The sequence below is a fragment of the Noviherbaspirillum agri genome, from assembly GCF_054780595.1.
Map to the genome: position 1 here is coordinate 211707 of NZ_BAAGWA010000002.1, position 11928 is coordinate 223634.

At 58.2% G+C, this 11928-nt stretch carries 13 protein-coding genes; 4 read left to right on the forward strand and 9 right to left on the reverse strand.

What is annotated here, in order from left to right; genetic code table 11:
- Positions 1 to 2 precede the first annotated feature (2 nt).
- Entirely contained in the window at positions 3 to 1286 is a 1284-nt protein-coding gene (gene hemL, locus ACYVIA_RS03680; RefSeq protein ID WP_460837988.1) for a glutamate-1-semialdehyde 2,1-aminomutase, read from the forward strand.
- 61 nt (positions 1287 to 1347) lie between these two features.
- Here hemL and corA read toward each other — a convergent pair whose 3' ends face one another.
- The 9 genes from corA to mpl all read right to left on the reverse strand — a co-directional run bounded on the left by corA (position 1348) and on the right by mpl (position 10074).
- Complete coding sequence (corA, locus tag ACYVIA_RS03685; protein WP_460837990.1) at positions 1348 to 2313, reverse strand: magnesium/cobalt transporter CorA; 966 nt, start codon at positions 2311 to 2313, stop codon at positions 1348 to 1350.
- Between the two features lie 314 nt (positions 2314 to 2627).
- The gene (locus ACYVIA_RS03690; RefSeq protein WP_460837992.1) at positions 2628 to 3032 is read right to left on the reverse strand and encodes a hypothetical protein; all 405 of its coding nucleotides are present in this window, start codon (positions 3030 to 3032) and stop codon (positions 2628 to 2630) included.
- 18 nt (positions 3033 to 3050) lie between these two features.
- Positions 3051 to 3752: a monofunctional biosynthetic peptidoglycan transglycosylase gene (mtgA, locus tag ACYVIA_RS03695; protein WP_460837994.1), complete on the reverse strand. Its 702-nt coding sequence runs from the start codon at positions 3750 to 3752 to the stop codon at positions 3051 to 3053.
- Positions 3749 to 4579, reverse strand: a complete 831-nt coding sequence (gene aroE / locus ACYVIA_RS03700; RefSeq protein ID WP_460837996.1) for a shikimate dehydrogenase — start codon at positions 4577 to 4579, stop codon at positions 3749 to 3751. Before aroE ends, mtgA begins: the two co-directional genes overlap by 4 nt.
- On the reverse strand, positions 4576 to 5466 hold the full coding sequence (locus ACYVIA_RS03705) for a TonB C-terminal domain-containing protein (protein ID WP_460837997.1): 891 nt from the start codon (positions 5464 to 5466) through the stop codon (positions 4576 to 4578). Before ACYVIA_RS03705 ends, aroE begins: the two co-directional genes overlap by 4 nt.
- A 70-nt stretch (positions 5467 to 5536) precedes the next feature.
- Entirely contained in the window at positions 5537 to 7516 is a 1980-nt protein-coding gene (locus ACYVIA_RS03710; RefSeq protein WP_460837999.1) for a ribonuclease catalytic domain-containing protein, read from the reverse strand.
- A gap of 31 nt (positions 7517 to 7547) precedes the next feature.
- Positions 7548 to 8120: a chorismate--pyruvate lyase family protein gene (locus tag ACYVIA_RS03715; protein ID WP_460838000.1), complete on the reverse strand. Its 573-nt coding sequence runs from the start codon at positions 8118 to 8120 to the stop codon at positions 7548 to 7550.
- A complete protein-coding gene (locus ACYVIA_RS03720) occupies positions 8117 to 8701 on the reverse strand; it encodes a YqiA/YcfP family alpha/beta fold hydrolase (protein WP_460838002.1) in 585 nt (194 codons plus the stop codon). Before ACYVIA_RS03720 ends, ACYVIA_RS03715 begins: the two co-directional genes overlap by 4 nt.
- Positions 8701 to 10074 carry a UDP-N-acetylmuramate:L-alanyl-gamma-D-glutamyl-meso-diaminopimelate ligase gene (gene mpl / locus ACYVIA_RS03725; RefSeq protein ID WP_460838004.1) on the reverse strand — a complete coding sequence of 458 codons (1374 nt, stop codon included), beginning with the start codon at positions 10072 to 10074 and terminating at the stop codon, positions 8701 to 8703. Before mpl ends, ACYVIA_RS03720 begins: the two co-directional genes overlap by 1 nt.
- Before the next feature lie 129 nt (positions 10075 to 10203).
- Here mpl and ACYVIA_RS03730 point away from each other — a divergent pair, with 129 nt between their 5' ends.
- From ACYVIA_RS03730 to aroQ, 3 genes are all read left to right on the forward strand, one after another.
- On the forward strand, positions 10204 to 10818 hold the full coding sequence (locus tag ACYVIA_RS03730) for a hypothetical protein (RefSeq protein WP_460838709.1): 615 nt from the start codon (positions 10204 to 10206) through the stop codon (positions 10816 to 10818).
- Positions 10815 to 11336 carry a TlpA family protein disulfide reductase gene (locus ACYVIA_RS03735; RefSeq protein ID WP_460838005.1) on the forward strand — a complete coding sequence of 174 codons (522 nt, stop codon included), beginning with the start codon at positions 10815 to 10817 and terminating at the stop codon, positions 11334 to 11336. The genes ACYVIA_RS03730 and ACYVIA_RS03735 overlap by 4 nt, the downstream gene beginning before the upstream one ends.
- Before the next feature lie 92 nt (positions 11337 to 11428).
- Positions 11429 to 11866, forward strand: a complete 438-nt coding sequence (aroQ, locus tag ACYVIA_RS03740; protein ID WP_460838007.1) for a type II 3-dehydroquinate dehydratase — start codon at positions 11429 to 11431, stop codon at positions 11864 to 11866.
- Positions 11867 to 11928 lie beyond the last annotated feature (62 nt).

The window sequence follows — 11928 nt, forward strand, 5'->3', positions numbered from 1 at the left end:
GTATGACCTCCAAGAACGACACTCTCTTTGCCCGCGCACAAATCAGCACGCCGGGTGGCGTCAATTCGCCGGTACGCGCCTTCCGCTCGGTGGGCGGAACGCCGCGCTTCATCACCCGTGCCGAAGGCCCGTATTTCTGGGATGCGGACGACAAGCGCTATATCGATTACATCGGCTCTTGGGGCCCGGCGATTGTCGGCCATGCGCATCCGACCGTCATCAAGGCGGTACAAGAGGCCGCAGCACGCGGGCTGAGTTTTGGCGCACCGACCGAAGTCGAAATCGAAATGGCAGAGGAAATCTGCCGCCTGCTTCCCTCTGTCGAGCAGGTGCGCCTTGTGTCATCCGGCACCGAGGCGGCGATGAGCGCCTTGCGCCTGGCTCGGGGCGCCACCGGCCGCGACAAGATCATCAAGTTCGAGGGCTGCTATCACGGCCACGCGGACTCGATGCTGGTCAAGGCGGGCAGCGGCTTGCTCACTTTCGGCAATCCGACATCGGCCGGCGTCCCGGAAGATTTCGCCAAGCACACCCTGGTGCTGGACTACAACAATCCGCAGCAACTGGAAGACGTGTTCCAGAAGATGGGCGACCAGATTGCATGCGTGATCGTAGAACCGGTGGCCGGCAATATGAACCTGGTGCGCTCCACACCGGAGTTCCTGCAGACGATGCGCCGCCTATGCACGCAGCACGGTGCCGTACTGATTTTCGACGAAGTGATGTCAGGCTTTCGCGTCGCACTCGGTTGCGCACAGTCACTCTATGGCATCACGCCGGACCTCACGGTCCTGGGTAAAGTGATTGGCGGCGGCTTGCCGGTAGCGGCTTTTGGTGGACGCAAGGACTTGATGAAGCATCTCGCGCCGCTCGGTCCGGTGTACCAGGCAGGTACATTGTCCGGCAATCCCGTTGCTGTGGCAGCAGGCATGAGCACCCTCAAATTGATTCAGGCCCCTGGTTTCTATGAATCGCTTTCAGCACAGACGACGAAGCTGGCAACCGGGTTGACCGATGCGGCAAAGGCAGCTGGTCGTGCATTCTGCGCCGACTCGGTAGGCGGCATGTTCGGCCTCTACTTCGCGCAGCAGGTTCCGGGAACTTACGGAGAAATGATGGCTTGCGACAAGGACCAGTTCAATGCGTTCTTCCACGCGATGCTGGACCTTGGCGTATATCTGGCTCCCTCGGCATTCGAAGCCGGGTTCGTATCAGCGCAGCACGACGATGCTGTGATTAATGCGACTGTAGAAGCTGCACGCAAGGCGTTTGCCTCCCTGGCCTGATAACCAATAGTCTGGAACACTCCGGGCACCCGCTGGTGCCCGGACGTTGCAGCACTCTCGCCTACTTCAGCCAGCCACGGCGCCGGAAATACCAGAACGGCGCGACGGCGCTTCCCAGCATCAGTGCCAGTGCGAAAGGATAGCCGAAACTCCAGTTCAGTTCCGGCAGTATCCGGAAGTTCATTCCGTAAATGCTTGCGATGAGCGTCGGCGGAAGGAATGCGACCGAAGCCACCGAGAAGATCTTGATGATCTTGTTTTGGTTAATGTTGATGAAACCGACGGTCGCATCCATCAGGAAGTTGATCTTGTCGAACAGGAAGGCAGTGTGGCCGTCCAGCGATTCGATATCGCGCAGGATCTGGCGCGCCTCCTCGAATTGTTCGGCATTGAGCAGGCGACCGCGCATCAGGAAGCTCACGGCGCGACGGGTATCCATCATGTTGCGGCGGATGCGTCCGTTCAAATCTTCTTCCTGTGCGATCGCATTCAGCGCTTCGGCCGCATCCTGGTCCGTCAGCTCCTTCTGCAGGACGCGACGGCTGACCTCTTCCAGGCTCTGGTAGATGCCCTCAAGAGCATCTGCGGAATATTCGGCGTCGGTTGCATAGAGGTCGAGCAATACGTCCTTGTAGTCCGCAATCGATCCTGGGCGGGAGCGTGCACGCATGCGCACCAAGCGGAAGATTGGCAGATCGTGCATGTGCACCGAAAACAGCATATTCCGCGCAAGAATGAACGCGACTGTGACGGTTTGCGATGGCCCATCCTCCTCTTCCAGTAAGAAGTCGGTGCGCAGATGCAAGTCACCATTTTCCGCCTCGTAATAGCGAGCGGATGCTTCGATGTCCTTGACTTCGTCTTCGCCCGGCAGCGTTACGCCGTAGATGCTCTTTACCCAAGCGCGCTCGTCATCGTTCGGGTCGGTCAGGTCGACCCATACTGGCGCAACCCTTTCCAAGTCACTCTTCGACTCAATGTTGACCTGGTTCAGCCGCCCGTTCTGCAAGACGAATACATTAATCATGTGCTCTCCCGGCTGCACCTGGGTTGTAAAGCGCAGCCACCCTGCGGAGGGTTTCCGCAGGAAGATCAATTATTACAGGGAACGCGGCCATGAAAGTGGCCTGGACGCGCCCACGCTTTTGGCGAGAGGCGCTCTGGGGAGTCTGCCGTTATCTCGCCGGGCCACCGTTTACTGACGGCCGACAATCTGTACTGGGACTACCCAAGACGGGTCTCCGAAGACGAAAACAGCGCAAGTGTACTTATATCGATGGCAGCAGGCAAGCGAGATTCGAGGCGGCGCGGAATGCTGCGCTTCTGGGCAAACGCTGTGTACTACCTGCCAAGAGTTCTCTCGATGGCCTTGTCCTGCAGTGAGGGTTCCACCCCCGTTTGCGCAGCAGGATTTGGCGCCGGTTTGGGTGCCTCAAAGCCTTTCGTTTCTTGCAATACGACTTCGCGGCTCGTCGGGTTTGAGGCATTGCATTCGACATTGGAATAGATGATCTTGCCCGCCACGGTGCATTTGCGCACAACGGCGTTGCCGGATGCAATCGGCGCCTGCGCTGCCTGCAGCAGTTCCTGCTTCCCCCTGCTGGAAAGGTATTCCCATGCGTAGGTAAAATAGTTCCGCTCATGGCGCGCAGAGATCAGAGCCACCATCGCCATCAACGCGACGACGCCGACGAACACGGCGGCCCATAACAGACTGAGGGATCCACGTTGATTTTGAAGCCTCACCGCACTCTCCATTACAGGCTATTTCGGAAGTTCCGCCGCACTCATGCGGCGCATGATCAGGTCTGTCCTGTGTGCGAGATAACCCGAACGCCGGTTCTTGTCATAAAAGCGCGGCTTGGGGAGCATGACGGCGAGACGAGCGGCCTGAACAGAACTGAGGCTTGCCGCTGACACACGATAATAATGCTGGGCCGCCGCTTCGGCACCGAAGACGCCGACACCCCACTCGACCACGTTCAGGTATATCTCGAAGATGCGTTCCTTCTCCATCAGCATTTCAAGCATGTAGGTGATCACCACTTCCTGCGCTTTGCGCACATAGCTGCGCTCGCCGGACAAAAAGAGGTTCTTTGCCAGCTGCTGCGTGATGGTCGAACCGCCTGCGACTACCTTTCCCTTCTTGGTGTTCCGCTCGTAAGCCTTTTGCATGGCTTCCCAGTCGACACCTTCGTGGTCGGAAAAGTTGGAATCCTCGGCAGCGATGATGGCACGCTTGAGATGATTTGAAATACGGTTGTAGGGCACCCACTTGTGCTTGAGCTGAGCCTTGGGATTTTTTTCCTGGAGAATCGCAAGCTGCCGGTTCATGAAGGCAGTCGAGCTTGGATTGTGATCAACCCACCACCAGATCTGCACGAAGAAATACAACTGTATCGCCAGGACGATTGCGATTGGCGCGAGCAACAGCCAAAGCAGCAACTTGCGCAACTTCTTTTTCATTTCGCCTGAAGCCCGGCGCGCAGTTCCGCAAATACCGGCGCGGTATCGGGGTGTACTCCGCACCATACATAGAATGATTCTGCCGCCTGTTCGACGAGCATGCCTAGGCCGTCGCGCACCGTCGCGCCATGCTGTGAAGCGAATCGCATGAATACGGTCGGCTCTTTGCCATACATCATGTCGTAGGCCAGCGAGCCGGTTGCGAATACCTTCGATGAAACCGGTGGCAGGTCAGCACTAAGGCTCGCGGATGTTGCATTGATGACGACGTCGAATGAATCCTGCAACGCCTGGAAGGAGCAGGCACTGACCGCCCCATGCGTCGCGAAGTAGGTCGCGAGTTCTTGCGCTTTCTCGACAGTACGATTGGCAATCACCAGTTCAACCGGATGCCGCTCGAGGATCGGCAGGATGACGCCGCGCGCTGCGCCTCCCGCGCCAAGAAGCAAAACCCGCTTTCCGGCGATGGCAAAGCCTGCATTGCGCTCGATGTCTGTGACAAGTCCAACGCCATCGGTGTTGTCGCCCGCGATTTCACCCGCCTTGAAAGACAGGGTGTTGACGGCACCTGCCGCCTGGGCGCGAGGACTGAGTGAATCGGCAAGCGCAAATGCTTCCAGCTTGAAGGGGACGGTCACGTTTGCCCCCTTTCCGCCTTCACGCATCAGGTTGCGCACCGTCTGCTCGAAGCCATCGAGTGGCGCAAGCAACCGTTCATAGACGAGGTTCTGGCCGGTCTGCACGGCAAAGCGCGCATGAATGTCGGGGGACTTGCTATGCGCGATGGGATTGCCGATCACTACGTAGCGATCAGGTGCTCCGGTCAATTCGCACCTCCGTACAGTTGCGCCTCCAGCGCATCATCGCGTGTGAATTTGAACCGTGTCGTCATGACCCATACCTCGTCCTTGCCCGCAGTGCGCATGTTCTGCGCAAACGCGCCGAACGGAGCGGCACGACGCACGATCCTTCTCGCCGCCTCATCCAGCGCCGGATTGCCTGATGACCGCTCCACCATGATTCCATCGTCACGGTCCTTGGTATAGATGGAGCCGTCCTGGTAAATCGAGATCGACATGGTCAGCTCGCCGTAGAGCTTCTTCCCGTTTTTCTGCGGGAAGTTGAGCGTACCGATTTTCTCGATGCGCTGACGCACGCTGTCGAAGTACATTGCGTATCCGACCTCACGCGTGCTCGGCGAGATGAAGGTCTTTTTCGGACGCTTGTTTTCGTCCTCGATGCGTTTGTGGATTTCCGCCTCGCGGCGCAGGATCTCCCGCGTGCTTTCCGTGATGTCGCTGCCTTCCGATTGCGATTCCTTCGGCTTGACGTGGTCCCTGGTGGGCGATGCGAGCGGAGATTTCCTGGCGATCTGTGCAAGCATGCGCTGATGTTTTTCAAGTTCTTCGATGCGGCGCTGCATGGCCTTCAGGCCTTCGCCGTCCTCGCTGCGGCGCATGTCGGGCAGAGGCGACCTGGCACGTCCGGACTCGGCGTTCCCGCCACCGTCAAGGTTTGCTTGCGCAAGTGCCTCGGCTTTCAGCGGCTTCCGGTCGTGCTTGGCATTGACAAGGATGACTTCCAGTCCCGGATCCATCGGTTTGAACTGGAACGCATCAGGAGGCGCAAACCGCACTGCGAGCAGCGCGCCATGCACCAACAACGACGCCGCAACAGCGACGGACAGGATGCGGTTTTCAAGGATGAGCTTCACGCGCGGTAGCACTAGCGATTGCAGAAGATTTGAATTTTACGATAAAGCCTGTTCGGCTCATTCGAAGTTTTCACTCTTGTATCGATTCGGCATCGGACTCGCTGTCAGACGTTGGGATTTCGTCAGTCGTACCTACGGCAATATCCGCAACCGCTGTTGTCAACTCGATCAACCGCGCCTCCACGGTCAGATCCACCTCGTCCCAGCGGATCAGGTCCAGCTTGACTTGCGTCCCGCGCGGCGCGGCCGACATACCAGGCAGGCGAATGATTAACGGAATATCAACAAGACGCAGCACTTCTTCCTTCAGCACGACGGCTTCAACCTGCCGCGCCTGTTCCTGCGCGAGCCAGCGCAGGCACCAATAGCGCTCCATGTTCGACTGGAAGTCGGCGTAGGCCGTGTACGCGGCATCGAATGCGGATACGACGGCAAACAGGTCGGCGTCCTTCGGCTTGAACGGCGCAGCCAGAGGTGCTGTGACACCGTGCTCGACGCAGGCAAGGATCTGCCACTGGTTAACGAGGTCGGTATAGCGCCGCAGCGGCGATGTGCTCCACACATACTGATCTACCCCGAGCCCCTGGTGCGGTGCCGCGTGCGTGACCATACGCACCTGCATGCGAGCCGCCCAGCCACCGCCCGATGCACCCTGGCTGCGGTAGATGCCCGGCACGCCATGGTCGTGCAACAGCTTTCCCCATGTGCTATTAGCGAAGATCATCAGCTCGGCCACGATCTTGTCCAACGGCGCGCCCCGTTTACGGCGGAGAATCGTCACCACATCGTCTTCGACATAGAAATTGAAATCGACACGGTTGGTCTGCTCCGGCTTCAGTCCGAATGCCTCGCGCTTGGCCATGCGGCCTTTTTCGAGAGCCAGCGCCCACTGCCACAGCAGCTTGATGTCCGCCTTGTGTGCATAGTCGCCGGCGTCGGCGGCAAGGTTTTCCTCGGTGACGTGCGCATCCAGATCGTTGTGGCGCAGGTTGGCTGCGATCGGAACCGCCTCAGCCTTGGTTTCAGTGGCAACCAGCGACCAGTCGGCGGGGTCCAGCGTCGCGTACAAGGACAATGCGGGGCAGGTCCGGCCTTCGGCAAGCGTAAAGGCTTCGACCAGTTCGTCAGGCAACATCGTGATCTTGTCGCCGGGCATATAGACAGTGGATAGACGCTGGCGCGCAATCGCATCCAGCGCGTCGTTGCGTTTGATCCCGAGGCCCGGTGCCGCAATGTGGATTCCGACGCGCACCTTGCCGTCCGCCTGCATGACGACCGAAAACGCATCGTCGATCTCGGTAGTGGTTACATCATCGATCGAGAATGCCTGCACGTCCGCAACAGGGAGCGGGGTAACAGCCGGAATATCCACCTGTGGAAAACCGGTTCCTTTCGGGAAGTATTCGAACAGGAATTTGGACAGATGCAGCTGTTTGGGCGACGGGATGCCGCCGACGTCGAGCATCAGGCGTTGCGGCGTTGTTTGCAGTTCGCTGCAGGCAGCGTCAAGCGCCTTGTACTCGATGCTGTTCTTGTCGGGCTTGAACAACAGCTGCAATGCGATGGGCTTGAACGCTTCCGGCAGCTGATTCGCCTTCAGCTCCTCCACGTACTTCGCCTGGATCTGTGCCTGCTGCCGTTTTTTCTCAAGCCCGGCGAGCGCGGCCTTCAGCGATGCTTCCGGCGCAGCCTTGTAGCGCCCCTTGCCCTTCTTGTAGAAGTAGACCGGTGCGTTATGCAAGCGCAGCAGCAAGCCGGCAGCCTCATGCGGTTTTGGGTCATGACCGAAATACTCCGCGCCCAACTCTGCAAAGCCGAACTCTTCCTGCCCGGCGACTTCCCACAGGAAGTCGAGGTCAATGTCCTCGGCCACCGCCTGGGCATCTGCCAGCAATTGCACCGGCTCAGGAGAAGAAAACTGCAACAGCACGTCGCGCGCCTTGACCTTGGTCCGCTTACCGCTTTGCATTTCAACCTGGTAAGCCTCGCCTTGCTGGGACAACACTGCGCCGGCCTTGAAATCGCCGGACTCCTCGAAGAATAGATTCATTGAATGTTTTGCTTGTCAGCGTATGAGTACATTAGGCCCGGCCTGGAACCGGGAGGTCGGCAATCGCCGGCAGAAAGAGTTCAGTCACGAGCAATACACCCTTCTTGCGCCGATACAGGCAGCGGCGCGCAAAGAGCGGCGACTCGAAGCGGACGCCGCCAAGCGCGGCGCCCGCTCGCTGCACCAGCGGATGCTGCTGATGCAACCGCGCGTATTGCATCGAGCCGCGCTTCACGCGCGGGTCGCCAAACAAGGTCGTCCCCAGCGAGCGCTCGCCCAAAGTGCCGAAGAATGGCCAGTCGGAAGTCGTCGCGCTCAACGGGACGATGGTATGCGCAAAGACGACCGGCCGGCCGTCGCATTGCAGCAACACCTCGCGCTCTTGCACGCAGGCCCGTCGCGGCAGGTCAAGCAGGGCAAACTCATCGGCGAGGCAGCGGCCGTGATCCTGGCGCAGGCATCGCACCCGGAAGTGATTGCTGCGCGCAATCAGCTTCTTGGTCAGCGAAACCGTATCGGTAAGCCAACTGCGCATCTCGGGCGCCGCGTTCACGCCATTGACATGAGAGAACCAGCGCGCGCACGCCACCGCGTACGGCTTCACCCAGCCACCCCGGCAGAAACACCGCAGAAAGCGAGAACCTGGTCGAGGTACTGCTCAAACTCTGAAATGCCATGGTCGCTTCCCTCGATTACGCAGTGATGTGCACCGGCGTAATGGGCGACCATCTCCCGCCAGTCGAGCACTTCGTCGCCGGTTGCGGCAACCAGGAAGTAACGTTCAGGCTGAGAGATCCGGTCTACGGCAAGCGCCTTCAGCTCGTCTATGTATTCACGCTTGAATTCGAACGGCTCGTCCGAGTGAAACGCAGTCGTGACGCCGACGTATTTTTCCAGATCGCGTGGCGACTTCACTGCCGGATTGAGCAGCACTGCGCGGCATCCGAGCTCTTCCGCGAGATAGGTCGCGTAGTAACCACCAAGGGAGGATCCCACCAGCGTTAGCCCCTCGGGCGCCACTTGGGCAGCAATATTGCGCGCCAGCGCGATTGCTTCCCTGGGCGATGCCGGCAGCTGCGGACAGCAGTATTCGGCAGCCAGCCCAAGAGTCTGCATCCGCTGCGCGATCAGCCGTGCCTTGAACGATTGGGGAGAAGATCGGAACCCGTGCAGATAAAGAATCATTATGCGAGTGCATCCAGAATCTTTTGGTGCACGCCGCCAAAGCCACCGTTGCTCATCACCAGCACATGGTCGCCCGGACGAGCCGCCTGCGCGATCGCCTGCACCAGCGGCCCGAGATCGTCAAACGCGGCAGCTTTCTGTCCCAAGGGGGAAAGCGCTTCATCCAGATTCCACCCAAGTGCATCCTTGCCGGATTTGGCACCATAACCGAACACGAGGTCTGCATCGGTCAGGCTGCCAGGCAAGGCTTCCTTCATCGTGCCGAGCTTCATCGTATTCGAGCGGGGTTCGAGCACCGCAAGGATGCGCGCCGCGCCCACCTTCTTGCGCAGGCCGCCGACTGTCGTTGCGATGGCGGTCGGATGATGGGCGAAGTCATCGTAGACCGTAATGCCGTTGACGACGCCGCGTACTTCCATGCGCCGCTTCACGTTCTCGAATTTCGACAGCGATTCAATTGCCACGGCCGGTTGCACACCAACGTGCCGGGCAGCGGCAATTGATGCCAGTGCATTCAGCCGGTTGTGCTCGCCCGTCAGTTCCCAGCGCACCGTCCCCTGCTGCTCGCCGTTGAAGATCACGTCGAAGCTGCCATCCTCATGCTCCTTCAGTGCCCAGCCTTCGCCGCCGTCCACGCCGAACCACTCTTTTTCGCTCCAGCAGCCGCGCACGATCACGCGCCGCAGGGATTCTTCCCGGCCATTGACGATCAGGCGGCCGACACCGGGAACGGTTCGCACAAGGTGGTGGAACTGGGTTTCAATCGCTGCAAGATCCGGGAAAATGTCTGCGTGATCGTACTCGAGGTTGTTCAGGATCGCTGTTTTGGACCGGTAATGGACAAACTTGCTGCGCTTGTCGAAGAATGCCGTGTCGTACTCGTCGGCTTCGATGACGAAAAACGGGGAATCCGCATCTTTTCCAGCGAGGCGAGCGGAAATGCCGAAGTTCATCGGTACGCCCCCGATCAGGAAGCCGGGACTGTAACCCGCATCTTCCAGGATCCAAGCCAGCATCGATGACGTTGTCGTCTTGCCATGTGTACCGGCGACCGACAGCACCCAGCGGTCGCGCAGGATGTGTTCGCCGATCCATTGCGGCCCCGACACGTAGGGCAAACCGCGGTTCAGGATTTCTTCCATCAGCGGGTTGCCGCGGGAGACCACGTTACCGATCACAAACAGGTCGGGCTGCAGCTTCACCTGCTCCGGGCCGAATCCCTCGATCAGCTCGATGCCTTGCGCCTGCAACTGAGTGCTCATCGGCGGATAGACGTTTGCGTCGCAGCCGGTCACCTTATGACCGGCCTCCTTGGCCAGCACCGCGAGTCCGCCCATGAAGGTGCCGCAAATGCCGAGAATATGGATGTGCATGATGCCGTTCTAGAAAAAATAAAAATCTGACTGAACCATGCGTTGGAAGGTCCAAGGAGGAACATGTTTCAGCCGACCCGAGATTTTACCCGACCCACGTTTCCCCGCCTTACGAGTATCATCCTCGCCATGAACAATTACTCCTCCAGCACTGACATGCTGCGCGCGGAAATCGCAGCCGCTGCTGCCCGGCTCATCGCCGAAGACGGCGCCGACTATGCGACTGCGAAGAAGAAAGCCGCCAAGCAGATTCTCGGAAATGCCAAAGTTCGGGGGGAAATCATGCCGGACAATGCGCAAATTGAAGAAGAAGTGCGTATATATAACGAGCTTTTTCTGAGCGACTCCCAGCCGGCACGCTTATTACATTTAAGAAAACTGGCGATTCGGCTAATGAATGACCTGGCACAGTTTTCCCCTTACCTGACCGGCGCCGTGCTGAACGGCACAGCAGGCGAGCATTCAGATATTCATCTCCAGCTTTTTACCGAGAGCCCCAAGGACGTTGAAATTTTCCTGATTAACAAGAATGTTGACTTCGAGGTATCCGAAACCCCGCACTTCAAGGGGCGAGGCGAGCCGGTCGAGACGATCAGCTTTATGTGGAACAAAGAGGGTGTACACCTTTCCGTATACGAAACAGATGATTTGCGTGGCGCAACAAAAGCTGGCTCGGATGGGAGACCAGTGCGCGCCAACGCCGAAACGGTACATGCGTTGATCGAGGGAGCAGACCAGCCATGAAAAGGAATCTCGTTGTTTTTTCTGCGGTAGCCATGTTGTTTGCGGCACTTGGTGCTTTTTTTGGCATGCAACGACTCACCCCACAGGCACCGCAATCATCGGCAACGGCCTCGCTTTTCTCCCAAACATTTGCTGACGCCACCGGCAGCCAGCAGAAATTTGAACAATGGAAAGGGAAATTTCTGATTGTTAACTTTTGGGCAACTTGGTGCACTCCTTGCGTGGAAGAGATGCCCGAGCTGGTTGCATTGCAGGCGGAGATCGCTGCTCGAAACATGCAGATCATTGGAATCGGCATCGATTCTGCAGCGAACATCAAGCAATTTTCAGATAAGCATCACATTACCTATCCTTTATATATAGGCGGAATGGGTGGGACCGAGCTTTCGCGACAACTCGGAAATCAGGCTGGCGCATTACCTTTTACCGTGTTGATCGGAACAGAAGGACAAGTGAAAAAGACATACTTGGGTCGCCTCAAAATGGAGGAGTTGCGCCGCGACCTGCAAGCGATGTAGTCGCGATGTAGTGCCCGAAATATCTTTTCCTTGCCAGTGAACATCATTTGGCGGCAAAATGCGGCATCCTCGTCAAACGGAGCTATATCTCCATGGCAAAAAACATCCTTCTGGTCAACGGCCCGAATCTGAACATGCTGGGCACACGCGAACCGGAAGTGTACGGATCGACGAAGTTAGGCGACGTTGAGAGCGCGGCGGCCAAACAAGCGACTGCCGCTGGTGCGGTACTGGCCTGCTTCCAGAGCAACCACGAAGGCGCGCTCATCGACCGTATTCAGGAAGCGAAAGCCGAAGGCGTGGATGCGATCATCATTAACCCGGGTGGCCTGACGCATACCAGCGTTGCATTGCGCGATGCGTTGGCAGCGGTGGCAATTCCGTTTATCGAAGTACACATCTCCAATATCCACCAGCGCGAAACCTTCCGACATCACTCTTATCTGTCCGCAATAGCGATCGGTGTGATTTGCGGACTGGGCACCGAAGGATATCGGCTCGCAATCGATTTCGCGCTCAAAAAACTGTAACTTTCTCTATTTCGCCGCAGCCTCGTGTAAATTGCGGTGGTTCCAATTGCAACAAATACATA

What these genes read in the sequence shown, in the direction of transcription:
- hemL (WP_460837988.1), top strand. Translation starts at nt 3, where the DNA reads ATGACCTCCAAGAACGACACTCTCTTTGCCCGCGCACAAATCAGCACG.
- corA (WP_460837990.1), bottom strand. Translation starts at nt 2,313, where the DNA reads ATGATTAATGTATTCGTCTTGCAGAACGGGCGGCTGAACCAGGTCAAC.
- mtgA (WP_460837994.1), bottom strand. Translation starts at nt 3,752, where the DNA reads ATGAAAAAGAAGTTGCGCAAGTTGCTGCTTTGGCTGTTGCTCGCGCCA.
- ACYVIA_RS03710 (WP_460837999.1), bottom strand. Translation starts at nt 7,516, where the DNA reads ATGAATCTATTCTTCGAGGAGTCCGGCGATTTCAAGGCCGGCGCAGTG.
- ACYVIA_RS03720 (WP_460838002.1), bottom strand. Translation starts at nt 8,701, where the DNA reads ATGATTCTTTATCTGCACGGGTTCCGATCTTCTCCCCAATCGTTCAAG.
- mpl (WP_460838004.1), bottom strand. Translation starts at nt 10,074, where the DNA reads ATGCACATCCATATTCTCGGCATTTGCGGCACCTTCATGGGCGGACTC.
- ACYVIA_RS03730 (WP_460838709.1), top strand. Translation starts at nt 10,204, where the DNA reads ATGAACAATTACTCCTCCAGCACTGACATGCTGCGCGCGGAAATCGCA.
- ACYVIA_RS03735 (WP_460838005.1), top strand. Translation starts at nt 10,815, where the DNA reads ATGAAAAGGAATCTCGTTGTTTTTTCTGCGGTAGCCATGTTGTTTGCG.
- aroQ (WP_460838007.1), top strand. Translation starts at nt 11,429, where the DNA reads ATGGCAAAAAACATCCTTCTGGTCAACGGCCCGAATCTGAACATGCTG.